The following is a 23,843-nucleotide window of genomic DNA, read 5'->3' as shown; positions in this document are numbered from 1 at the left end:
ATGTCGAGCGAAAACGTGCCGCCGGGACCGAGCGGACTGCCGCTGTTGGGGAGTACCCACAAGTACTTCTCCAGTCCGCTCTCGTTCTACGAGGACTGCGCCGACGAGTACGGCGACGTGGTTTCGTTTACGGTCGGCGGCAACGAGATGGTGCTGGTCTCGGACCCCGAACTCGTCGAGACGGTCCTCGTGCGCCGCGAGGACAAGTTGGGCAAGCCAGACTTCTTCCAAGACCTGCTCGAAGGCGTCTTCGGTCGGGGACTGCTCACCAACGAGGGAGAAGACTGGCAGACTCAGCGCCAGATGCTTCAACCGCTGTTCTTCCGCGAGCGCATGGCGGAGTACATCGGCATCATCACCGAGTACGCCGACGACCACATCCGGCGGTGGGACGACGGGTCCGCCCACGAGATTCACGGCGAACTCGGAAGTCTCACCCTGCGCATCATCACCGACATCGTTCTCGGCATCGACCTCGAAGAACACGGCGTGGACCTCCGGGGCGACATCGAGAACCTCTACGACCGGTATCTCCCGCAGAACCAACTCGTCCCCGAGTGGGTGCCGACGCGGGACAACCGCGAGTACAAGTCGTCGCTGTCGCGTCTGAACGAACTCGTCTACGAGCGAATCGAGACCCACCGCGAGCGTGGCACCGACGACAACAGCATGCTCTCGATGGTGATGGACGCCGGGGCCAAGAGCGACCGGGACCTCTCGGACAAGCAGATTCGGGACGAGGTGGTCACGATGATTCTCGGCGGCCACGAGACCACCACGGCCCTCCTCACGTTCGGGTTGTACGCGCTCGCCGACCGCCCCGAACTCCAAGACAGCGTTCGTGACGAGGCCGAGTCCATCCTGAGCGGCGGCCAACCGACGCTCGAAGACGTGTCGGCGTTCGATAAAGTCGAGCGCGCCGTCAAGGAGACGATGCGACTCTACCCGCCCTCGCCGGTCGTTCTGCGGAGTCTGCGCGACGACCTCCGCGTCGGCGGGTACCAACTCCCCGAGGGCGCGACGGCGATGTTCCCCCAGTGGGTCGTCCACCACGACGACCGATTCTACGACGACCCGTGGGAGTTCGACATCGACCGCTGGGGCGGCGAGGCCGAGGAGGACCGTCCTCGCTACGCCTACTTCCCCTTCGGCGGCGGGTCGCGCCGGTGCATCGGCCACAGTTTCGCCAAGGTCGAGGCCAAACTCCTGCTGGCGACCTTCCTCGACCGATGCGAGTTCACGCTGGAGACCGACGACCTCGACCTGCAAGGGTCGATGACGCTCCAACCCGCCAACGACGTGTATCTCGGCATCGAGAAACGCTGAGACGGTCTCACTTCCCGTCCCGATTCACCCCGCGTTTTAATACACTAAAAATTTGTATAGAAATTTTTAATAAACGCATACGTAAATCTTCGGTCATGAAGGTAGTCAGATTTCGGACGCAAGACTCGTCTCGCTCCCGACTCGGCCGACTGACCGACGACGCTGTCCGCGAACTCGATTCGACCGCAATCGCCGTGGACGACGCCCTCGCTGGCGGCGAAGGCTGGGACTCCTTCGAGGCCACCGGCGAGACCTACGACCGCGAGGAAGTCGAACTCCGGTGCCCCCTCGACCGACCTTCGCACGTCCTCGGCGTCGGTCTCAACCACCGCGGCCACGCCGAGGAGGTCGGCCACGAGATTCCCGACGAACCGCTGTTTTTCCCCAAGTCGGTGTCGAGTCTCGCCGGGCCGAACGACCCGGTGGTCTCCCACGAGGGCGTCGATACCCTCCAGTACGAGGCCGAACTCGCCCTTATCATCGGCGACGAGACCCGGAACGTCACGCCCGACGAGGCCGAAAACCACGTCTTCGGCTACACGCTCGGTAACGACGTGACCGCCCACGACCTCCAGATGTCCGACGTGTCGAACTCCTACCCGTGGTTCCGCTCGAAGTGCTTCGACACGTTCACGCCGGTCGGTCCCGCCGTGGTCTCGCCCGACGACATCGACCTCGAATCCGAAGTCGTCCGCGCCCGACTCAACGGCGAGACGGTCCAAGAACTCGCCGTGGCCGACCGCGTGTTCTCGGGCCACGAAATCGTCGCGGAACTCTCCGAGTACTTCACGCTCCAACCCGGCGACGTGATTCTGACCGGCACCGCAGACGGCATCGACGAGATGACGGTCGGCGACGAAATCGAGGTCGTCTCCGACACCCTCGGACGCCTGCAAAACGAGATTACCGCGCCTTAGAGCGAGTTAACGTAGTCTTCTATTTTCGCCACGCCAGCGTCGAGGTCGTCCCGAGACGCCGCGCAACTCACCCGGAGGTGGCCCTCGCCCGAGGACCCGAACCCGATTCCGGGTACCGTGGCCACGCCGTGTTCGGTGAGTAGCTCCTCGGCCGCCGTCGCCGAATCGACGCCGAGTCCTCGGATGTCCACGAACAGGTAGAACGACCCGTCAGGTCGCTCGGCCTCGATGCCCGGCAGTTCGGAAAGCCTGTCGGCGACGTGGTTGCACCGCGACTGGTAGGTCTCTATCATCTCCTCGAACTGGTCCTGCGGTCCCTCCAGCGCCGCCAGTCCGGCCTGCTGTGCCACGCTCGACGGCGAGAGGGTCGTCCCGGCGTGGAGTCGCCGCGCGCCCTCGCTGATCGTCGACTCGCTGGCAAGCCACCCGATTCGCCACCCCGTCATCGCGTACCCCTTCGAGAAGGAGTTGATGGTGACGACCGACTCGGGATGCTCGACCATCCCGGCGATGCCCTCGCGGGACCCTTGGAAAGTCAGGCGCTCGTACACCTCGTCGGCGATGACCACGGCGTCGTGGGCGTGGGCCGTCTCCGCGACCTGCCGAACCGCGTCCGGTTCGTAAATCGTCCCGGTCGGGTTCGAGGGCGAACACAGCAGGACCGCGGCCGTCTCGTCGGTAATCTCTGCACACACTCGGTCGGCGTCGAGCGCGAATCGCTCGTCGGGGTCCATCGGTACCGTAATCGCCTCCCCGCCGACCAGATTCGTCTGAATCGTGTAGGTCGGCCACGCGGGGGTCGGGATGACGACCTGCTGGCCGTCGCCGACGACCGCTTGCAGAGCCAGCAGGAGGGCTTCGGTCCCGCCGTTGGTGACAACGATGTCCTCGGCCTCGACTTCGACCGCGTTCTCCCGGCGCATCTTCTCGGCGATGCCCTCCCTGAGCGGCGGGATGCCCGCCATCGGCGTGTAGTGAGTCGCGCCGTCCCGCGCAGACTCGGCCGCGGAGTCGGTGACGAACTCGGGCGTGTCGAAGTCGGGTTCGCCGACCTCCAACCGGGTCAGGTCGCCCTCGTAGGATTCGGCGAGCGCGAACATCTTGCGAATCTCCGACCCGGTGTCTCCTCGGGCGACTTCCGTCAGCAGGGTCTCGTCGGCGCTCATGGCATCCCGTCCAGCAGGGCGGTCGCGTTCCGCTCGAAAATCTTCTCACGCCGGTCCTCGCCCACGTCGAGCGACCGGACCTGTTCGTCGGTCGTGGCCACCGCGTTCTCCGGGCCGAAGGGGTAGTCGGACCCGAACAGGAGTCGGTCGCCGACCTGACCGAGCGCCAACTCCATCGCCTCGGGGTAGGTCATCGCCGTGTCGTACCAGAAGTCGCCCAGATACTCCGGCGGGTGCTTCTCCAACTCGCCGAACTCGGGGTCCTCGGGGTCGTAGAGGAACTCCAGTCGGCGCTGGAGGTAGGGAAGCGCGCCCCCGAGGTGCGACAGCACGACGTCCAGATTCGGATACTCGTCCATGAATCCGGAGAAGATGAGCTTCGACGCCATCAGCGTCGTGTCGAAGGGGAACCCAATCATGCTCTCGCCGTAGTAGTCTTCCATCCGGTCGGCCCCGGCCGGGTTGTTCGGGTGGACGAATATCGTCGCGCCGCGCTCGTCGGCCCGCTCGAAAAATGGCCGGAACTCGGGGTCCGAGAGGGGCTTGCCGAAGACGTTCGAGTCGAGGGCGACCCCTTGCAGACCGAGGTCGTCCATCGCCCGGTCCAACTCGTCGGCGGCCGCCTCGGGCGCGACCAGCGGGATGCTGGCGAACCCATACAAGCGGTCGGGGTGGCGCTCGCTGGCGTCTGCGAGATGGTCGTTGATGGTTTTCGAGACCTGCGTGAAGACCGCGGGTTTCGACAGGTACTCCTCGTCGATGAAGGCGTCGGGCGCGGGGAACGAGAGGACGCTGGCGTCGAGGCCCCAGTCGTCCATCTTCTCGACTCTGGCGTCCGCGCCCTCCGTCGAGAGGCCGAGGTCGTCCGACTCGTAGAACTGTTCGATGCTGGCCTCGGGACCGACCTCCGAGACCAGCACGTCGTCGATTGCTTCGAGCAGTTCCTCGCCGAAGTAGTGGCAGTGTACGTCTATCATGGTTGGATGGGTCTGATTGGCTGGTTTCGTTCAGAAGGGGTACTCGCGGGACGACTGCTGGACCGACACCCACTTGGTCTCGGTCAGTTCCGAAATCATCCACTGGTCGTTGTACCGGCCGAGACCGGACGACTTGACGCCGCCGAAGGGGGTGTGGGGGTCGTCGTTGACCGGTTGGTCGTTGAGGTGAATCATGCCCGCGTCGATTTCGTCGGCGACCTCCCACGCCCGGCGCTCGCTCTCGGAGTGGACCGACGCCGCCAGTCCGTACTCGGTGTCGTTGGCGAGACGGACGGCCTCCTCGTCGGTCTCGAAGGGAATGACCGGCGCGATGGGACCGAAGTGTTCGCAGTCGGCGATGGGCATGTTGTTGTCCACGCCCGAGAGGACGGTCGGTTCCACGAATCGACCGTCGTGGTCGCCACCGGCGCGGACGACTGCGCCCTCCTCGCGGGACTCCTCGACCAGCGAGACGATGCGGTCGCGCTGGCCGTCGTCGATGATGGGACCGATGACGGTCTCGGGGTCGAGGGGGTCGCCGATGGGAAGGGCCTCTGCGCGCTCGGCCAGTCGCTCGACGTACTCGTCGTACAGGCTTTCGTGAACCAGATGGCGGTTTATGGAGATGCAACCCTGTCCCTGATGGATGAACGACCCGAAGACGCCGGCGTCGATTGCGCGGTCCACGTCGGCGTCCTCCAGCACGACGTGGGGGCAGTTCCCGCCGAGTTCCAGCAGGGGCGGCGTCAGGTTCTCCGCGGCGTTCTCGGCGATGGTGTAGCCGACCTCGGTCGAACCGGTGAACGACACCACCGACGCGTCCTCGTGGCTCGACAGGTGGTCGCCGACCTCCTCGCCCCGGCCCGGCACGACGTTGAACAGGCCGTCCGGCAGTCCGGCCTCCTCGAACAGTCGCGCCAGCGCGAGGCCGCCGACGACGGGGGTTTTCTCGTCGGGCTTCAGGACGACGGCGTTGCCCAGCGCGAGCGCCGGCGCAATCGCCCGAAGCGCCAGATTCAGGGGGTAGTTCCACGGCGTGATGACGCCGACGACGCCGACCGGCTCTCTGAGGACGTTGTTCTGCTTGCCGGGAATCGGCGACCCGGACTGCTCGCCGTTGACCCGGTAGGGAAGGCTCGACGTGAGCGACACCAGTTCTTGGGTGATACCGCACTCGATGGCCGACTTGGCCCGACAGCCACCGGCTTCGAGACCGAGGAGGCGCACCAGTTCGTCCTCGTGTTCCTCCAGCAGGGAGGCCACCTCGCGGAGGACCCCGGCCCGTTCGGCGGGCGTGGCGTCGGCCCACTCCGACTGGGCCTCGTCAGCAGACTCGAAGGCTCGGTCGGTGTCGGCCTCGGTCCCCGCGGGAACCGTCGTCAGTTCGTCGCCGGTCGAGGGGTCCCGAACCGAGAGCGTCCGGTCGTGGTCCGGGCGAACCCACTCGCCGTCGACGTAGAGGACGTTCCAGCCCTCGTCGGGTCGGAGGTCGGAGTTAGCGAGCGATGCCTCGTGTTGCGGTGGGATTTCGACTGTCATCGTAGGTGTTCAACTGCTCTCGTAGGGGTGGGAGTCGATGGTTTGGGGTAGCTCTACGTGCAGTAAGGCCGACGTGCCGTCTCGAACCGTCTCGACGCAGGTCCGGATGGCGTCCTCGGCCTCCGAGGGGTGGGTGACGCGCTCGGCGTGCATCCCCCACGCATCGACCTGCTCGGTGTACTCGGGGGTCGGGTCTATCGGCCCGCCGTACTTCTCGGGGGTCTTCGAGTCGTAGGGGTAGGTCGCCTCGTAGGCGGCCCGCATGGCCTCGTAGCCGCTGTTGTCGTACAGCACAGTCAACAGGGGCAGGTCGTGTTCCTGCACCGCACCGTAGGCGGCCTGCACCGGGTTGTAGTGGAAGGCACCGTCGCCCAGAAGCGTCACCGCCATCCGGTCGGGCAGTGCCAGTTTCGCGCCGAGTGCGAGACCGAGGCCGGTGCCGAGTCCGCCCGCGGTCATTCGCTCGGCCGAGACGAATCGCCGGTCGTCGCCGTCCCGGAGGACGTTCGTGACGCAACTGCCGTGGTCCACGGTCTCGTTAACCACGATTGCGTCGTCGGGCAGGTAGTCGTCGAGATGGCTCGTGAACCGGAAGGGGTCCACCTCGTCGGCGGGCGCGTCCTCGATTCGGGCGGTCCAGAGTTCGTCCCACGTCTCGTGTTTGGCGCGCCAGTCGGTCCCGGACGACGCGGACGCTCCCGGCCCCGACGATTCGGTTCCGTCGAACACCGCGGCGAGTTCGGACAGCGTGGTTGCGGGGTCGCCCTCGGCCACGATGTCGGCGGGGTAGTTCCAGTGGGCGCGCCGGGGGTTCAGCGCGTTCGTCCCGAGGAAAATGATGTCGGCGTCCGGCGCGGCCTTCCCCGGCGGATACCACGGCTTCGAGGACCCGACGACGAACACCAAATCTATCTCCTCGGCGAGGTACGGCGGGGTCTGGTCCCGGACGCCGTAGGCGGTGTTGCCCTGATAGAGCGGGTGGTCCATCGGGAAGGCGTGTCTGACCTTCGGGGCCTCGTAGACGGGTAATTCGAGCGATTCCGCCACGTCGAGGAGGGCCGCCGGTCCCTCCGGGCCAGCGCCGAGGTCCGAGACGACCGCGATGGGGTTCTCGGCCGTTTGGAGTTTCTCGGCGATTTCGGCGGTCACTTCGTTGCTCGGCGTCGAGGGTGCGGGCGCGGTCTTTCGGCCTCGTCCTGCCTCACCGTCGTCCAGCGGGGCGTCCAGCAGGGAGTTGGGCATGTTGACGAACACCGGTCCCTCGGGCGGGGCCTCGGCGACCCGGATGCCGCGCTGGGCGTATTCGGGAACTTGGCTGGGGCTGTCGGCCGAAATCGACCACTTGGTGAACGACCCGGCGACGTCGCTCTGGCCGGTCGGGTGCCGGAAGTCGAGTTTGTACAGGCCCCTGCCCGAGGTGTGGTCCGAGATGTACGACGACAGCACCAGCAGGGGCGTGCCGGAGTAGTACGCCCCCCAAATGCTCAGCGCGCCGTTGAGGGTGCCGAGCGACCCGTGAAGCTTGACGGCTTGGGACTCGCCGGTTATCTGGGCGTAGCCCCGAGCCATGTCCACCGCCAACTGCTCGTGGCGGCACTGGACGTACTCGGGCACGTCGGCGTCGCTCCCGAACGCCTGCCAGTAGTGAACGTCCTCGGAACCGGGCGACCCGAAGACGTAGGAGACGCCCTGCCGGTCCAACGCTTCGAGACAACTCCTCGCTGTCGAATTGGACGGTGACTGCTCCGAGGTCATCGTTCTGGCTCGAAAATGGTGAGTCCGTAGTGAGATACTCCGCAGACGACCGAGTCCGAATCCATTTTTATTTCATCTCCTCTTTTTACGAACCATATACCACCACCATTACAGTGTTACGATATTTACTATATTATACCTATATTAAAAGAACCCTGATTTGTGCGGTTCGGTTAACTGTCTCGAAGCCCGGTCGGGTCGCCGTCGGGAACTACTCGGGACGCTCCGCTCTGCTCGGTCCCGCGATATGTGACCCGATTTCTCGGCACACGAGCGTCGATTCGGCCTTCCGGAGGTGTTCGGCCACGGTACTCAGCGCGCAGTCGAGGCGGTCGGCAACGTCCGCGATGGTGGCCTCGCGCGGCTCCTCGTAGTATCCGGCTTCGAACGCTGCGGTGACGACTTCACGCTGGCGCTCGGTCAGCCCGTTTCCGCGGTGAATTGCTCTGTTGGCTCCGCTCCAGAGGTGCATGACCGACACGTCCACGCTGTCGGGCGTCCGGTCGATTGCGCGCTGGGCCGCGGCCGCCACCCCGACGATGGTGATTTTGATGGTTCCGTCCACGTCGTAGACTATCGGCGGAATCACGACGACGTTCTCGTCGGCGAACGCGCTCACGAGGTCCAGCGCGGCCCCCTCTAACTCCTCCTGCACGTAGAGGTAGAAGCCACCGGTGGCGGTCGCCGGCGAGGGATTCGCTACTTCGGTCGTCTCCGCATCGTCGAGCGTCGAGAGGAACGGCTCTCGGGGACCGTCCACATGAAAGAGGAAGACGGTTGTCCCGTCGTCTTGCGGATTCCACTGTAAGAGTCGCGTCGGGCCGTACTCCGGACGCTCCGCGACGAACTCGTGCATCGGATGGGTCGCGTCCTCGCTGGGGGTGAGTCGGAGGGCGAGCGCTTTCATAGTCGATGCCACCGATTCCACGGTTAAATAACCACAGATATATGGCAAAAGTATTTTCTGTAGAAGATGATAACCTACCAGCTACCAGTAAATACGGCGTCTATCGTCGCACGCCGAGCGACGGATACAATCTCATCCATGAGTTCCCAGACCGAACTAGAACGACCGCAGGTAGAAGCGACCGAGGACCAACTCGCCGACTTGCTCGGTTCGCTCGCACTCGACCGAGACGACCACGTTAACGCCCCGGCGTTCGTGGTACGCCCCGACGACGTACAGGAGGCCCTCGGCCGCCTCCGGAACGAAGCCGGGTTCGACCACTGTTCGTGCGTGACGGCACAAGACTACGACGACCGCTACGAGACCATCTATCACCTCCGGAAGTACGACGACCCGACCCAAGAGGTCAGCGTCGTCGTCCCCACCGACAAGGAGAATCCGGTCTCGGAGTCCGGCAATCCGGTCTACCGCACCGCGGACTGGCACGAACGCGAGGCCTACGACCTCGTGGGCATCGAGTACGACGACCACCCCGACCTCCGCCGCATCCTCCTCCCGGAGACGTGGCAGGGCCATCCCCTCTCGCAGGACTACAATCAGGACCAGCCACAGGTCGTCTCCTTCACCGAAAACAGGAACCCCGTCGCCGAGGACCACCACAACGAGGAGGCCGACACGATGCTCCTCAACATCGGTCCCAACCACCCGGCGACCCACGGCGTCCTCCACCTCGAAACGGTGCTGGACGGCGAGCAGGTCGCGGACGTCGAACCCGACATCGGCTACATCCACCGGTGCGAGGAGCAGATGGCCCAGCAGGGCACCTACCGCCACCAAATCATGCCCTACCCCGACCGGTGGGACTGGAGCGGTGCCGGCCTGCTCAACGAGTGGGCCTACGCTCGTGCGGCCGAGGAGCTAAACGACATCGAAGTACCCGAGTACGCCCAGATTATCCGGACGATGAGCGCCGAACTCTCCCGGATTCTCGCCCACCTGCTGGCGGTGGCGACCTACGCGCTCGACATCATGGGCGACTTCAGCGCGACGTTCATGTACGGCATCATCGAGCGCGAGAAAGTCCAGTCGATTCTCGAAGACCTCACCGGCCAGCGCCTGATGTTCAACTACTTCCGACTCGGCGGCGTGGTCTGGGACATCCCGGAACCCCGCGAGCAGTTCTTCGCCAACGTCCGGTCGTTCCTCGACGACCTGCCCGAGCGACTCGAGGAGTTCCACCGCCTCATCACCTCGAACGAGATTATCCAGATTCGGACCATGGGCAAGGGCGTCCTCGACCCCGAGGTGGCCAAAAACTACGGCGCGACCGGTCCGGTCGCCCGCGGGTCGGGCATCGACTACGACATCCGACGCGACGACCCCTACGGCTACTACGACGAACTCGACTGGAACGTCGTCACCGAGGACGACGGCGACAACTACAGTCGCCTCCTCGTCCGGATGCGGGAAGTCGAGGAGTCCGCGAAGATTATTTCCCAGTGCGTGGACCTGCTCGAAGACTGGCCCGAGGACGAGCGCAACATTCAGGCCAACGTCCCGCGGACGCTCAAACCCGACGCCGACGAGGAGATTTACACCGCTGTCGAGGCCGCGAAGGGCGAACTCGGCATCTACATCCGGTCGGACGGCACGGACAAGCCCGGCCGATTCAAGATTCGCTCGCCGTGCTTCTCGCACCTGCAACTCCTCCCCGAGATGTCCCGAGGCGAACTCATCCCGGACCTCGTGGCCACGCTCGGCAGTCTCGACACCATCATGGGCGAGGCCGACCGCTAAGCCGCGTTCGCGTCGCTGAATCGCGCTGATTCTCGATTTTTCGGTCTGGTCACTCGCGGCCGTGAGACGGTCGGTTCAGATGTCCAGAAAGCCGACGTACACCCGACCGTCGGGCGAGACGTGAACCGAGAGCGCCCGCGCCGGGTCCCGTCCGTCCACGTCCCACGTTCGGGTCGTGACGGTGCCCTCGACTGCCACGCGGGCCTCGTACTCGCCGGCGAACGCGACGGTGAAGTCGAACTCGCGGGTCTCGTTCGGCCCGAGGCGGACCGAGGCCTCGAACGCCGGGGCCGAGTCGTTCGCGGCCGAGACGACGACCGTGATGTCGCGCGAGACCGTGCCGGTGTTCGACAGGCGGACCTCGTAGGGCATGTTCCGGTCGTAGCTCCTCGCCGTGGTCGCGTTTCCGGCGGTCGTGTTTCCGGCGGTCGCGTTTCCAGCAGTCACGTTCCCGACAGTCGCTGGTCCTGCTGTACTCGCAGTCGCGGTGTCGGCGGTCCCATCGCGGGCTACGGCATCGGTCCCAACAGCAGACTCGACCCCGACGGTCCCACTGCTGGCTTCGATTTCGCCGGTCGCGTCTGGGCCTGCCTCGTCGGTCCCGGTCGAGCGAGTCGTGGCCTCGGTCTCTCGGCGCTCGGTGCCGTCAGTCGTCGGGTTCTCCGGGACGGGCGCGGCAATCGCTCTGGTCGCGTTCGCAGTCGTCTCCGCGTCGGTCGTGGCGCTCTCGTCCAGCGGGCCGCCGCATCCGGCGAGGACGAGACAGGCGACCAGCGCCACGGCCGCGAACTTCGCCATGGGAGGTGGTTCGTGGCGGCGCTAAAGTGCCTTGTGGGTGTTTCGGCCGGAATTTCGTTCGTGGCTCGGTTTCGGTGCGACGTGACCGTGAACCACAGAATCGGACGTAAAGATGTCCTCTGAAGCCCGCGACCGGACGGCCCCTTCATCCACCGGAAGACAAACCGCGTCTTCCGAGCCATTCGTTCGCTTTGCTCACGAGGACCACCCGTGGCAGTTGTCTCGCCGAGCGCATCCGATTCGGCTCGAAAGAAACAATTTCGTTTCCTAAGGATAGAATATCAATTCTCCACCAATTCCATAACGTCCTCCGTCGCGCTCGCGTCGAACTTCATCGGCCGTCGCCACCACGGCCCCTTACCGGAGTCGCTGGACAGGTCCGTCACGACCCGGTTGGCCTCGGACCCCTGTTCGGGCGAACTCAGGGGCACCGCCGTCTCGTAGAGGCCCGACCCGTCGTCGTCGCCCCGGAGGAGGACGGCGGCGTCGAACTCCTCACGCTTGCAATGTGCATTACTCCGGAAGCGCGCTCGCTCGTCGGCGGGCAAATCGCGGTACTCGTCGCCGGCCACCGGGTCGCGGGCCAGTCGGAACTGGCCGACGAGGTACGCGCCCCAGTCGGGTGCAATCCAGTCGCGCTCGGGTTCGCTGTGGGTCGTCAGCGTGGCGTAGAACAGCGCGTAGTCGCCCTCGCGGAGGTCGAGCAGAGGTCGGGCTTTCACGCCGTGGGGGTCGCCGTAGGTGTAGGCCTCGCACTCGGGGTACTCGGCGAACTCGGGGTCGAGGTGGACCGGCGAGTCGAGTGCGTCCTCGGGCAGGTCGGTGTCGAGGCCCAAGTCGGCGTAGGTCGGGACCGGTTCGCTGGTCTGGGCCTCCTCGGGGATGGGGACGAACTCGAAGGACCCGTCCGGGTAAATCGGACCGCGGACGCCGGGCGCGTTGGTGTTGGCTCCGACGTTGATGGCGACGGCGCGTGGCATTCGACTGTTGGGTCGGGTGCTATCCAGAAAGGACTGTCGCTACTCTTGTTGAAGTGAACTTCTGTTTGCTTCAATACTGGCGCTCTCACGCGCACTTATTAAACCATATTTGCTATTCGGTTGAATAAGGAAGAGCCATAGCCAGCGTTATTCAAGCTATACGCATAACAGTTTAATATGAAGGCGAATCATACCTGACGTATGGATATAGAGCAGTTTCAGTCTGCTACGACTCCCGGTGAGCTAGTAAATTCGGATGGGAGAATGGCATTCAAGCCTGCTCCGCTCCCTCCGACAATCGATATTGAAGGAGAACTATTCGATGTTTTCACAGAAGCGACGACAAATGTTGGACAATTGAGTGGTATCGGTAGACGGGTCGAAAATCCGAGTATGCTCATCAGTCCGTTCATCTACAAAGAGGCGGTTATTTCTTCGGAAATCGAGGGTACGCGAGTAACATTGTCGGACGTTTACGAGTACGAAGCAGGACGGAACGACCCTGATGGGCCAAACCGAAATGAATTATTGGAGGTCCATAACTACGTCAAAGCCGTCTTTCAGGGAATCAAAGAAATGGAAAACGGTATCGACCTAAATCTCGTCCGCACTCTCCACAACACGCTCATGAGCGGAGTGCGGGGAGAAAACAAGCAACCCGGTGACTTTCGAGATACACAGGTATATATCGGTGGGCGGGGCGAAGATGCCCGGTTCGTGCCGCCACCACCGTCCGTAGTACCGTATGCGATGCAGAACTTGGAAACGTATCTCCAGACTGGCGGCACGTATCATCCACTAGTGGACCTCGGATTGGTTCACTATCAGTTTGAGACAGTTCACCCGTTCCGGGACGGAAACGGGCGAATGGGACGGTTGCTAATCATGCTTATGATGTGCGAACGCGGGTTGCTTCCAGAGCCATATCTGTACCCGAGTTCCTATTTCAATCGTAACCGGGAGGAGTACACCGACCGGTTGTTGGCTGTCAGCCGAGATGGTGCGTGGAAGGCGTGGCTAATCTTCTTCCTCAAGGGTATTTCTCGACAGGCCCAAGAGGCGTTCAGCAGAGCATCTGAACTACTTGACCTTCGAGATGAGTACCGGGACATATATCAAGACGAAGCAAATTCCGTATCGCAACTCGCAGAAGAAGTGTTCACAAAACCGTATCTCACGGTAAACGAAGCTGAGGAAATACTTGACATGAGCTATCAGGCCGCGAATAAGGCGGTTGGTCGCTTGGAGGACGATGGCGTATTAGAAGAAATCACCGGCCGAAGCCGGAACCGTGTGTTTCGGGCGAAAGAAGTTTTCAAGGTGATAGAGAAGCCGGTAGACGAGCTAAAGTACAGCCTCTGACCGTCGCTGGTGAACTTTCTATCCCCCGCTATCGCGCGGTCATCGGACTCACGCAACTCCGACAGTAGGTGTACCCCGTCTGGTTCTCCGTGCCGCACCGCGGACACACCACGACCGCGGGGTCGTCGCTCCGTTGCCGGTCTTCGAGGTCCCGGACCTCCTCGATGGCGGCCGTCTCCCGATTCGGCGGCGTCGAGCGGAACAGCGGCGCGTCCTCGTCGCTCCGGAGGTACCGGTAGATGAGCAACTGGAGCAGGGAGAACAGGAGCACGTAGAGCACTATCCAGCCCCAAACGCCCATATCATGTCATACGGTGTCATGGTACTTTGCTTTTCTGTCGCCCGACCCAGACCAGCAACCCTTAATTCGCCGAGGAGACAGTCACCTGTATGGAGCGACGACGGCGGATGCGGTATCTCGCGTGGGTTGCACTTCTGCTGGGGTTGGTCCTCGGCGCGCAGGGGTTGGCCGCGAATCAGGGGGCCTCGGCCACCTCGTCTGCCGAGGGTCCCTACGAGGGCCACACCCTCGTCAGCGTCCAGAGCTACGGATTGGACGGCAAACTCCTCGAAGTGGACGAGGACAACGAGGTCGTCTGGAAGTACGACCCGCCCAACTCTAGAGTCTTCGACGCCGAGCAGTTGGACGACGGCAACTTTCTGGTCGCGGTGACGACCAAACTCCCGCCCGGCGAGTGCCCCGCCGAACACCTCGTCATCGAGTCCGACCAGTGTATCGAGGCCAAAGTCCTCGAACTCGACTACGAGACCAAGGAGGTCGTCTGGGAGTACTCGTGGCACGACGAGTACATCACCCACCACGAGGTCCACGACGTGGACCGCCTCGACAACGGCAACACCGCCATCGTGGACATGGGCAACGACCGGGCGTTCGTCGTCAACGAGTCGGGCGGCATCGTCTGGGAGTGGCAGGCCGAGGAGTACCTCTCGCAGGGCACCGAGTTCTACGACGAGTACGGCGGCCACCCCGACCCCGGCGGCGAAACCGACTGGACCCACATGAACGACATCGACAAGTTGGACAACGGCAACTTCCAGCTATCGGTCCGGAACTTCGACGTGGTAATCGAAGTTGACCGCGAGACCAAGAACATCACCAACGTCGTGGGCGAACCCGGCAATCACAGTATCCTGAACGAACAGCACAACCCCTACAAACTCCGGAACGGGACGGTGCTGGTCGCCGACTCGGGCAACGACCGAGTGGTCGAATTGAACGCCACGACCAACGAAATGGTCTGGCAGTACGGAGGTCGGGGACTCCTCCACTGGCCCAGAGACGCCGACAGATTGCCAAACGGGAACACTCTCATCGTGGACACGTTCAACAACCGCGTGCTGGAAATCAACGAGCAGGGTCGAGTCGTCTGGTCGTACTCGGGCGTCCAGATGCCCTACACCGCCGACCGACTCTCGCTCCCCGAGGAGGACCACGAGACGGTCCCCGGCACGGAACTGAAAAGTCGGTACCGCAGAACCGGCACCCTCCAGAGTACGCTCAAGCAGGCCGAGGCCTACGCCGCGTTCGTCTTCCCGGCGTGGGTGAAACTGCCGGAACTGCTGACCATCGCGGGGATGGCCCTGTGTGGAATCGTCTTCCTCCTCGAACTGAGCCTAACCGCGATTCGCGGTGAATAGGGTTCAAGCCGGCTGAATCCGAAGCACGCGGTCGTCTTGGGGCGCTGGCGTCCCCCGGCCATCTCGGTTGCTCGTCGTGACGTAGAGGTGGTCGTCCGGCCCGGTGAAGACGGTCCGGAGTCGGCCGTACTTCCCGTCGAGGAGTCGCTCCTGCTCGACCACTTCGTCGTTCTCGCCGATTCGGACTCGGTGGAGGTGGGTCCCGGCGAGCGTGCCGAAGAAGAAGTCGCCCGACCACTCGTCGATGGGGCCGCGGTAGAACGCCGCGCTTCCCGGCGCGATGGTGGGCGTGTAGGCCGCGATTGGGTCGGTGAACTCGTCGGCCTCGCTCTGGCCTTTGACCTCGGGCCACCCGTAGTTGTTCCCCGCTTCGAGGACGTTGATTTCGTCGTCGGTCGCAGGGCCGTGTTCGGTGACGAACAGCGTCCCGTCGCGCCACGCCAACCCCTGCGGGTTCCGGTGGCCGTAGGTGAACACCCTACTGTCGAAGGGGTTGTCGGGATGCGCCTCGCCCTCGGGGGTCAGTCTGAGGACCTTCCCGGCCAGCGATTCCCGGTCTTGGGCGAGTTCGCTCCGACTCGCGTCGCCGGTCGTGACGTAGAGCGCGCCGTCGGGACCGAACGCGATGCGCCCGCCGTTGTGGATGGACGACGCCGGAATCCCGTCGATGACGACCGACTCGCGGTCGAACCCTTCGGACACTCGGTGGCGAACGACCCGGTTGGCGAGGCCGCTGTCGTCCTCGTAGGTCTGGTAGGTGTACGCGAGGTCGGCGTCGTCGGGGTGGAAGGCCAACCCCAGCAGGCCGCCCTCGCCCCGCGGTGCCACGGCGTCGGTGAGGTCGGCGACCTCCTCTTTGCGATTGTTCTCGGCGGTGACGCGCTGGACGCGGCCCGGTCGCTCGGTGAGATAGAGGTCGCCGTCGGGGGTGAACGCGGTTCCCCACGGCACTTCCAGTTCCATCGTGACGGTTTCGATGCGGAACTGGGGACCCTCGTCGGCGGTGGTCGTGGGTTCGCTCCCGGCGGTTCGCAGACACCCCGTGGTCCCGACCACTCCCGCCGACGCCAGCGTCCGGAGGTACGCGCGCCGATTCATGGCCGGGACAACGTGACCGCGAGAGAAAAATAGCGTGGTTCCGACTGGTTGTCAGGAGAATATCGGGATAGGGAAAAGACGACCGTCCGAAAAGGGGACCAATCGGACAGCGTCACGCGACGATTCGACTGGGGCGGGCGACCGTAGCGCGACTACGCCGAGCAGACTCGCCACGTGGTCGCGCTGGTGTACGACCACTTCTCGATTTCGAGGTCGGTGGCCGAATCCTTGAGTTTGACCATCAGCGCGCCGATTTCCTTCGACGAGAGACCGACCTCGTCCGCGATGAACTTGCTCTTGAAGTACATCTCCCCGTCCTCGGCCTTGCGCCGGAGGAACTGCTTCAGGCGCTGTTCCTTGGACTGCGGTTCGGGGGCGTCGGAGGGCTGGGTAGTTGCGCTCATCTTCGTTTCCACGTAGGGGACGAGGGATGATATAAAGGGAAGTCGGTTAGGGTGATTTTCCGAGTATTCGGGTCGCGGAGCCGGCACACAGCCGGAAAATCGGGTGAAAGTCACTTTTTACAACGTTTTCTGCAACTCTTTTATCGTTTAAAGCGGCCGCTGAGTCTTTGTTTCTGGTAGTTTGTGTCGATTCTGAAACGTCATGCGAGCGACTGACATCGGCGGCCGAATCACGGCTTCAGCCCTATGGCAGATATTAACATACCTGTCGAAACCCCCGGTTCGAAAAGAGATAAACGGTTACGAACGCTCGTGGACCCAGAACTGTTCGTCGGTCGTGACCTCCTTCTTGAATATCGGAACCTCGTCTTTGAGTCGATTGATGCCGTCCTCGACGGTCCGGAAGGCCTCGTCTCGATGCCCCGCCAGCACGACGACGAACACGATGTCCTCGCCGTACTCGATGACGCCGGTTCGGTGGTGCATCACCACGTCGTAGACGCCCTCGCGCTCCTCCAACTCGGCGCTGATGGCGTCCATGCGCTGTTCGGCGACGCCCTCGTACTTCTCGAATTCGAGGTACTCGGTGGGGTCGTCGGCGGCGTCGTCCTTGGCCCGGACTCTCCCGGTGAACGTCGCAATCGCACCGGAGTAGGGCGCGTCGTCGGACCGCTTGACCTCGGCCACGAGCGATTCGAGGGTCTCGTAGGGGTCGGTCTCGCCGAGGAGGTCCCGGACCTCGGTGGGGTCCACGTCTCCAGCACTCTCCGCGCGGAGCAGAACCTCCGCGTCGTCCGGGTCGTCGTCGCCGACGACCACCGCGGGCACGTCGGCCTCGGGATAGCCGACCAGAAGCGCGTAGTCGTACTCCGGCGCGAGGTCCGCGAGCAGGTCGCCGACCGACCGGTCGCGCCCGGCGGCCGACCATCCCTCGGCGTCAAGTTCGTACCTCGCGTCCGCGGGGTCGTCGGACGGTTCGACGCTGGTCTCGCGCCGGTGAATCTCCGCGACGCGGGCCTCCTCGGCGAGGTGGTTCGCCAACCGGTCGGCGACCGCTCTCGCTGGCGTCTCGGGGCCGACGACGCTCAGTACGTGCATACCGCGATTTTGGGCCGGGGCGCGCTTGTAGCCTTCGGTGACCGCGAAGCGGACGACTCGTAGCGGTCTACCGCCACGGCAACCGTTACCGCGGGCCTCACTCCTCCCCACCCTCGTCGGTCGCGTTCCGCGACCGACTCCCTCGCGCGCGTCACTCGCGCGCGCCGGAAAGGGTAGTAGAGTAGTCTGTCGTGAGTAGTAGAGTAGAGTAGTCTGTCGTGAGTAGTCCGTCGTGACCGATACGACATTCCTATACAATTCTTTCCAACTACTATATGATTTCTTAACACGTACTTTTAATTCTCTGCGTGACCATGGTGTGCCCGTCCGGTTGCCCGACTGGAATGTGTCGCTCGGCACCGAGACACACTCGAAATGGGGGATTCTCCGAGGAAACCCGCTTCGTTGCTCCGGCCAGTTGGCAATCCTTAAGGCCGCGTCCGGGCTACTCGGCCACAGAATGAAAGTAGTCGTCTCCATCGGCGGGAGCGTACTCGCTCCGGACCTCGGCTCCGAACGCGTACGCGACCACGCCGACGTAATCGAGGACCTCGCCGGCGAAGGTTGTACCATCGGAACGGTCGTCGGCGGCGGCGGCGTCGCGCGGGAGTACATCGGCGCGGCCCGCGACTTGGGAGCTAACGAAATCGAACTTGACGACATCGGCATCGACGTGACGCGACTGAACGCGCGGCTCCTCATCGCGGCGCTGTCCGAGCAGGCCGCGCCGAGTCCGCCCGAGGACTACGAGACCGCGGGCGCGGCGATGCACCGAGGAGACATCGCCGTCATGGGTGGGGTCACGCCGGGCCAGACCACCGACGCCGTGAGCGCGGCGCTGGCCGAGTACGTCAACGCCGACCTGCTGGTCTACGCCACTAGCGTCCCCGGCGTCTTCAGCGACGACCCCAACGAGGTCGAGGACGCCACGAAGTTCGACCACCTCAACGCCGGCGAACTCGTAGATGTCATCGCGGGCATCGAACTCAACGCCGGGAGTTCCGCGCCGGTGGACCTCGTGGCGGCCAAACTCATCGAGCGGTCGGGCGTCCGCACCATCGTCCTCGACGGCACCGAACCCGAGCGCATCGCCGAGGCGGTCCGGTACGGCGAACACGACGGCACCGACATCGTGCCGGAGGGCGCGGACGACCAGATGACCTACTGGGTCCGAGACGAAGAAGAATGAGCGACGACGCGAGTGCCGAAGACGCGGAATCGACCGCCCGCGAGATGCACGCAGATGACGACCCCTACGTGCTTCAGGGGACCCAACCGCACCCGTTCTGGGCCGAGTCGGTCGCCGAGAAGATTCTGGACCGCAATCCCGACGACCCCATCGTCATCAAGGGCGGCATCTCGCCCTCGGGTGTCCCGCACCTCGGAAACATGAACGAAATCGTCCGGGGCTACTTCGTCGCGGAGGCCCTTCGGAACCGGGGCAGAGAGGTCCGACAGGTGTTCACCGCCGACGACCGCGACCCCCTGCGAAAGCTCCCCCGAAAGCTGGCCGACTTGGATGGCAACGTCGTGGACCTCGGCGAGGTCAATGCCGGGGCCTTGGGGCGCAACCTCGGCAAGCCCTACACCGACATCCCCGACCCCTTCGAGTGCTGTGACTCCTACGGCGAACACTTCTCGAACCTCATCGAGCGGAGCGCCGAACTGCTCGGTATCCCGGTCGAGATGGTCTCGAACACCGAACTCTACGAAGACGGGGAGTTCGACGAGGCTACCCGGTACGTCCTCGACAATCAGGACGAGGCCCGCGAGGTCCTCGGCCACTATCAAGACAAGGTGGACGACGAGTACGTCCCCTTCAACCCCATCTGCGACGAGTGCGGCAAAATCACCGAGACCGTCACCGCGGTCCATCCCGACGAGGGCACCGTCGAGTACGTCTGCACCGACATGGAGGCCGGCGACCAGACCATCGAGGGGTGCGGCCACGAGGGCACCGCCACCTTCCGCGAGGGCAAACTCCCGTGGCGCTTCGAGTGGCCCGCCCAGTGGGACGTTCTCGGCGTGGACCACGAACCCTTCGGCAAGGACCACGCCGAAGGCTCGTGGCCCAGCGGTTCCGACGTGGCCCGCAACGTCTTCGAAATCGAGCCACCGGTCCCGATGGCCTACGAGTGGTTCACCCTCGACGGCGAACCGTTCTCGTCGTCGTCGGGTCACGTCATCATGGTCCAAGACACGCTCGAAATGCTCGAACCCGAGGTCCTGCGGTACTTCTTCACCAAGGACCCGAGCAAGGCCCGAGACTTCAGCGTCGAACACTTGGACCAACTCGTGGACGAGTTCGACGCCTTCGAGCGCACTTATTTCGCCGAGGAGTCCGGCGAAATCGACCCCGAAATCGCCGACGCGGCCTACCCGCCGGTCGTCCGACCCACCGTCTCGGCCCGGTTCGAGACCGACGGAATCCCCGTCTCGGACCCCGAAGTCGGCAGTCTGCCGGTCGCCGACGCCGACCGCGAGGCCTACGACGACGTGATAGACGAGACTTTCCAAAATCGCATCCGCCTGCCCTACACCTTCTCAGCGGTCCTCGGGATGACCGACGACCCCGCGCTTCGGGAAGAAATCGCCCGGCGCGAGGGCCACGTCGCCGATGACGCCCCCGAGTGGTCGGTCGAGATGGCGCTGTCCCGCGTCGAACAGGCCCGAGAGTGGGCGCGCCGGACCGGCAACGAGTTCGACTACGAACTCAAGCGCACCGAGATGCCCGACGTGGACCTCGACGCCGACACCGAGTCCGCGCTGGACGAACTCGCGGAGTTCGTGGAGAGCCACGACGACCCCGACGAGATTCAGGGCGAAATCTACGAGACCGCCAAGCGCCACGACATCCCGATTGGCGAGTTCTTCTCGGTCGGCTATCGCCTGTTCTTCGACGACGACCAAGGCCCGAAGTTGGGTCCATTCCTCGCTAAACTCGACCGAGAGTTCGTGCTGGGTCGCCTCCGACGCGAGGAGTAGCGACTGCCTACCCGGTTTTCAGGGCCGACATAACAAAGTGGTCCGCACCCCTTTCTTGTCCCAGAGAGTCGGGCGGGGCAGAGACTCGCACCGACCCAACGGAGATTACTATGGCGATAATCGAACTCAACCTTGAGAAACCAGCACTGAAGCGGGTCGAATCAGTCGAAGGCAAACCAGTCGAAGAAAAAGCGGTCGAAGGAGACAAAATCGAGGCCGAAATCGATACCGACGAGGCCGCCGAGATGGTCGAGATGTCCGACGAGTCCGAAGCGTCCGACCAGTCGGGCGGCAAGAGTCGCATCCGACGATACGGTCGTCGGGCGCTCGTCCTCGGCGGGACTGCCGCAGGCGTCGCCGCGGCGCGAAAGCTTCGCCAGCGCAAAAAGTCCGGGTCCCAGCAACAGGAACTCGAAGAGGACTGGCAGACCGCCGAGTAACCGCTGGCAGTCTCGAAGCGACCGGGCGGCGGTCGATTCAGGCCGTTCCCAAACGCCTTTGACCGGCGCGTCCCTTCTTTCGCCCGATGAACACGCTCGTCTGGGTAGTCGTCGGCATCGCACTCTACTGGTTCGGAGTGCTGGCGCTCGACTCCCAAGGGCTTTTGCCGTCGTACATCGGCCTTCAGGGTCCGATTCTGACGATTCACACCAAGCGCGGGAAGGACCTCCTCGATTGGCTCGCCCGCCCCAAACGCTTCTGGCGCGCGTGGGGCAACTTCGGGTTGGGCATCGCGCTGGTCGTGATGGTCAGTACCTTCCTCCTGCTCATCGTGCAGGCGATTGCGGTCGTCCAGAATCCGCCGCCAGCGACCCCGGCGACCCAGCCGCGGAACGTGCTGGTGATTCCGGGCGTCAACCAGTTCCTCCCGCTGTCGGTCGCACCCGAAATCCTGTTCGGTCTCCTCGTGGGTCTCGTGGTCCACGAGGGCGGCCACGGGGTCATGTGCCGAGTCGAGGACATCGAGGTCAAGTCGATGGGCCTCGCGGCGTTGGCAATCCTGCCGGTCGGCGCGTTCGTGGAACCCGACGAGGAGAGTCGGGCCGACGCCGACCGGGGGAGCCAGAGCCGGATGTTCGCCGCGGGCGTCACCAACAACTTCGCGGTGACGCTGGTGGCGTTCCTCCTGCTGTTCGGTCCGGTCGTCGGGTCAATCGCGGTCGCACCCGGCGCGGCAATCGGCGGGTCGCTCCCCGGTTCGGCCGCCCAGACCGCCGACATCGGCGCGGGCGACCGCATCGTCTCGGTTGACAGCGAGGCGGTCGAGAGCAACGCGGACCTCGATTCGGTCCTCTCGCGCGCCGAGAGTCGAACCGTGACGGTGACGCTCGCCGACGGGACCGAGAAGGAGCTACAGCGGTCCCTGCTCGTCACGGGCGTCCACCCCGACTCGCCGTTCTCGTCGGCGGTTTCGGTCAGCGCAGACGACACCACGACCGTCACCGCGGTCAACGGGACGACCGTCTACACCGAGAAGGAATTCCGGAGCGCGGTCGCCGACAGTCCGGTCGCCACGCTGGAGACCGAGAGCGGTGAGACCGCCACGGCCCCGGTGGGCGTGCTGGTGACGGTCCAGTCGGGCGGTCCCTTGGCGCAGGCCGACGCGCCGGCGGACGAGGCAGTCGTCGTCACGTCGCTCGACGGTCGGCGAATCCTCAACGCCAGCGACCTCCGGACCGCGACCGACCGGTACGAATCCGGCGACACCGTGAACGTCACGGCGTACTCGCTGGGCGAATCCGACAGCCACGAGCGCATCCAGTACGAGGTCACGCTCGGCGAGAACGACGCGGGAGACGCCATCGTCGGCGTCCTCCCCGTGCAGGGCTACAGCGGCGTGACGTTCAGTAGCTTCGGCGTCGAACTCTACCCGGCGGGCCAGTACCTCGACCTGCTGGGCGGTCGGTTCGGCGAACTCGCGGGCGTCGGCGGCCCGATTCTGTCCTTCCTCTCGGGAATCTTCGGCGTCCTCCTGCTCCCGTTCGCCAGCGTCTCGCTCGGGGCGTCGTACAACTTCGCCGGGTTCGTCGCGTGGAACGGCGGATTCTACACCGCGGCGGGCGGGTCGCTCTCGTTCCTCGGCGAGTGGGGACTGTTCTTGCTGGCCAACGTCCTGTTCTGGACCGGGTGGGTCAACCTCAACCTCGGCTTCTTCAACTGCATCCCGGCCTTCCCGCTCGACGGCGGCCACATCCTCCGGATGGGGGCCGAGGCCGTCGTCTCCCGACTCCCGACGAGTCAGGGCCGACAACTCACGACGATGGTCACGACCACCGTCGGACTGGTGATGCTGGTCAGTCTCCTGTTGATGGTGTTCGGCCCGCAGTTGCTGTCGGGGTAGCCCGAGCAATCCACACAATCGTTTCGCAATTCTACGTCGTTCCAAAATAAACAGAAATACGGCTCGACCCCGAATCGCGCCGACCCGCTACTCGTCGTCGTCCAGACCCATCCGCTCGGCGAACTCGTCGGGCGTGTCCGGGATGCGCTCGAAGTCGCCGAAGTCCCGCTCGTAGTGGCGGATGAGTTGCTCGACAATCCACCCGTTGAAGTCCTCGTCGAAGCGCCACTCGTTCGGGCGGTCCTCGACCTCGAACCGGTCGTCGGTGGCGAACGCCGCGAAGACGTGGTAAAAGCCCAAGATTACGTCCGCGAAGTCCCGCGCCTTGCCGCCGGTCTCCTCGCGCTTGTCCTGCAACTCCTCTCTGCCCGCCTCGGTGAGTTCGAAGTACTTCCGGTCGGGTTCGTCCTCGCGCTCGATTCGCTCGGCCCAGCCTTTCTCTTCGAACTTGTACAGAATCGGGTAGACGGAACCGTAGGACGGTTCCCAGTGGCCGCCGCTGATAGACTCGATTTCCTTGAGTATCTCGTAGCCGTACCGGGGCTTCTCGTCCAGCAGTTCGAGTACGAGATACGCGATGAGGCCTTTCGGCGGGCCGCTTTTCCGCATTGGCGGAAGATTCCGACCCTGCTTTTGAAAGGTTTTCGGTCGGGGAAACCGGCGTCGGCGGGGAGTTCGACCGCGCCGAGGCGACTACTTCGGCCCCGAGGAGCATCGCGGTTCGCCGGGACCTC

At 64.2% G+C, this 23,843-nt stretch carries 21 protein-coding genes; 9 read left to right on the top strand and 12 right to left on the bottom strand.

The features are described from left to right. The gene (locus tag P2T57_RS10235; protein WP_276299103.1) at window positions 1–1,326 is read left to right on the top strand and encodes a cytochrome P450; all 1,326 of its coding nucleotides are present in this window, start codon (window positions 1–3) and stop codon (window positions 1,324–1,326) included. 95 nt (window positions 1,327–1,421) lie between these two features. Further along, complete coding sequence (locus P2T57_RS10230) at window positions 1,422–2,243, top strand: fumarylacetoacetate hydrolase family protein (RefSeq protein WP_276299102.1); 822 nt, start codon at window positions 1,422–1,424, stop codon at window positions 2,241–2,243. Here P2T57_RS10230 and P2T57_RS10225 read toward each other — a convergent pair. From P2T57_RS10225 to P2T57_RS10205, 5 genes are all read right to left on the bottom strand, one after another. Then, window positions 2,240–3,409 carry a pyridoxal phosphate-dependent aminotransferase gene (locus P2T57_RS10225; protein ID WP_276299100.1) on the bottom strand — a complete coding sequence of 390 codons (1,170 nt, stop codon included), beginning with the start codon at window positions 3,407–3,409 and terminating at the stop codon, window positions 2,240–2,242. The genes P2T57_RS10230 and P2T57_RS10225 overlap by 4 nt on opposite strands. Next, the gene (locus P2T57_RS10220; RefSeq protein ID WP_276299099.1) at window positions 3,406–4,386 is read right to left on the bottom strand and encodes an amidohydrolase family protein; all 981 of its coding nucleotides are present in this window, start codon (window positions 4,384–4,386) and stop codon (window positions 3,406–3,408) included. Before P2T57_RS10220 ends, P2T57_RS10225 begins: the two co-directional genes overlap by 4 nt. A gap of 30 nt (window positions 4,387–4,416) precedes the next feature. Next, window positions 4,417–5,925 (bottom strand): aldehyde dehydrogenase family protein, encoded by a 1,509-nt coding sequence (locus tag P2T57_RS10215; RefSeq protein ID WP_276299098.1) that lies wholly within the window; start codon window positions 5,923–5,925, stop codon window positions 4,417–4,419. Window positions 5,926–5,934: 9 nt separating this feature from the next. Further along, a complete protein-coding gene (locus tag P2T57_RS10210) occupies window positions 5,935–7,680 on the bottom strand; it encodes a thiamine pyrophosphate-binding protein (RefSeq protein WP_276299097.1) in 1,746 nt (581 codons plus the stop codon). A 211-nt stretch (window positions 7,681–7,891) separates the two neighbouring features. Next, a complete protein-coding gene (locus P2T57_RS10205) occupies window positions 7,892–8,587 on the bottom strand; it encodes a helix-turn-helix domain-containing protein (RefSeq protein ID WP_276299096.1) in 696 nt (231 codons plus the stop codon). A 138-nt stretch (window positions 8,588–8,725) separates the two neighbouring features. On the opposite strand from P2T57_RS10205, the gene P2T57_RS10200 reads away from it, so the two are divergent. Continuing rightward, on the top strand, window positions 8,726–10,384 hold the full coding sequence (locus tag P2T57_RS10200; RefSeq protein WP_276299095.1) for an NADH-quinone oxidoreductase subunit D: 1,659 nt from the start codon (window positions 8,726–8,728) through the stop codon (window positions 10,382–10,384). Window positions 10,385–10,459: 75 nt separating this feature from the next. On the opposite strand, the gene P2T57_RS10195 is transcribed toward P2T57_RS10200, so the two are convergent. Beyond that, entirely contained in the window at window positions 10,460–11,182 is a 723-nt protein-coding gene (locus P2T57_RS10195) for an Ig-like domain-containing protein (protein WP_276299094.1), read from the bottom strand. A 281-nt stretch (window positions 11,183–11,463) separates the two neighbouring features. Then, a complete protein-coding gene (locus P2T57_RS10190; protein WP_276299093.1) occupies window positions 11,464–12,162 on the bottom strand; it encodes an Nmad3 family putative nucleotide modification protein in 699 nt (232 codons plus the stop codon). 201 nt (window positions 12,163–12,363) lie between these two features. Between P2T57_RS10190 and P2T57_RS10185 the strand changes: the two genes are divergently transcribed. After that, window positions 12,364–13,524 carry a Fic family protein gene (locus P2T57_RS10185; protein WP_276299092.1) on the top strand — a complete coding sequence of 387 codons (1,161 nt, stop codon included), beginning with the start codon at window positions 12,364–12,366 and terminating at the stop codon, window positions 13,522–13,524. Window positions 13,525–13,552: 28 nt separating this feature from the next. On the opposite strand, the gene P2T57_RS10180 is transcribed toward P2T57_RS10185, so the two are convergent. Further along, the gene (locus P2T57_RS10180; RefSeq protein WP_276299091.1) at window positions 13,553–13,825 is read right to left on the bottom strand and encodes a DUF7577 domain-containing protein; all 273 of its coding nucleotides are present in this window, start codon (window positions 13,823–13,825) and stop codon (window positions 13,553–13,555) included. An 89-nt stretch (window positions 13,826–13,914) separates the two neighbouring features. Here P2T57_RS10180 and P2T57_RS10175 point away from each other — a divergent pair, with 89 nt between their 5' ends. After that, entirely contained in the window at window positions 13,915–15,183 is a 1,269-nt protein-coding gene (locus P2T57_RS10175) for an aryl-sulfate sulfotransferase (RefSeq protein ID WP_276299090.1), read from the top strand. A gap of 3 nt (window positions 15,184–15,186) precedes the next feature. Here P2T57_RS10175 and P2T57_RS10170 read toward each other — a convergent pair whose 3' ends face one another. The 3 genes from P2T57_RS10170 to P2T57_RS10160 all read right to left on the bottom strand — a co-directional run bounded on the left by P2T57_RS10170 (window position 15,187) and on the right by P2T57_RS10160 (window position 17,783). Continuing rightward, entirely contained in the window at window positions 15,187–16,281 is a 1,095-nt protein-coding gene (locus tag P2T57_RS10170; RefSeq protein WP_276299089.1) for a PQQ-dependent sugar dehydrogenase, read from the bottom strand. A 152-nt stretch (window positions 16,282–16,433) separates the two neighbouring features. Then, complete coding sequence (locus tag P2T57_RS10165) at window positions 16,434–16,685, bottom strand: DUF7123 family protein (RefSeq protein ID WP_135824642.1); 252 nt, start codon at window positions 16,683–16,685, stop codon at window positions 16,434–16,436. A 300-nt stretch (window positions 16,686–16,985) separates the two neighbouring features. Then, the gene (locus tag P2T57_RS10160; protein WP_276299088.1) at window positions 16,986–17,783 is read right to left on the bottom strand and encodes a molybdopterin synthase; all 798 of its coding nucleotides are present in this window, start codon (window positions 17,781–17,783) and stop codon (window positions 16,986–16,988) included. A gap of 460 nt (window positions 17,784–18,243) precedes the next feature. Between P2T57_RS10160 and pyrH the strand changes: the two genes are divergently transcribed. The 4 genes from pyrH (at window position 18,244) to P2T57_RS10140 (ending at window position 23,109) form a co-directional block, all read left to right on the top strand. Continuing rightward, window positions 18,244–18,972 carry a UMP kinase gene (gene pyrH / locus P2T57_RS10155; RefSeq protein WP_276299087.1) on the top strand — a complete coding sequence of 243 codons (729 nt, stop codon included), beginning with the start codon at window positions 18,244–18,246 and terminating at the stop codon, window positions 18,970–18,972. Then, complete coding sequence (lysS, locus tag P2T57_RS10150; protein ID WP_420028490.1) at window positions 18,969–20,768, top strand: lysine--tRNA ligase; 1,800 nt, start codon at window positions 18,969–18,971, stop codon at window positions 20,766–20,768. The genes pyrH and lysS overlap by 4 nt, the downstream gene beginning before the upstream one ends. 110 nt (window positions 20,769–20,878) lie before the next feature. Continuing rightward, on the top strand, window positions 20,879–21,208 hold the full coding sequence (locus P2T57_RS10145) for a hypothetical protein (RefSeq protein WP_276299086.1): 330 nt from the start codon (window positions 20,879–20,881) through the stop codon (window positions 21,206–21,208). 86 nt (window positions 21,209–21,294) lie between these two features. Further along, window positions 21,295–23,109, top strand: coding sequence for a site-2 protease family protein (locus tag P2T57_RS10140; RefSeq protein ID WP_276299085.1), 1,815 nt, complete (start codon window positions 21,295–21,297; stop codon window positions 23,107–23,109). Window positions 23,110–23,196: 87 nt separating this feature from the next. On the opposite strand, the gene P2T57_RS10135 is transcribed toward P2T57_RS10140, so the two are convergent. Beyond that, entirely contained in the window at window positions 23,197–23,718 is a 522-nt protein-coding gene (locus P2T57_RS10135; RefSeq protein WP_276299084.1) for a PadR family transcriptional regulator, read from the bottom strand. Window positions 23,719–23,843: the final 125 nt, after the last annotated feature.

The organism is Halorussus lipolyticus (assembly GCF_029338375.1).
Lineage (GTDB): Archaea > Halobacteriota > Halobacteria > Halobacteriales > Haladaptataceae > Halorussus > Halorussus lipolyticus.
The sequence above is the reverse complement of the archived record's forward strand: the minus strand, read 5'-3'. Positions and strand labels throughout refer to the sequence as shown.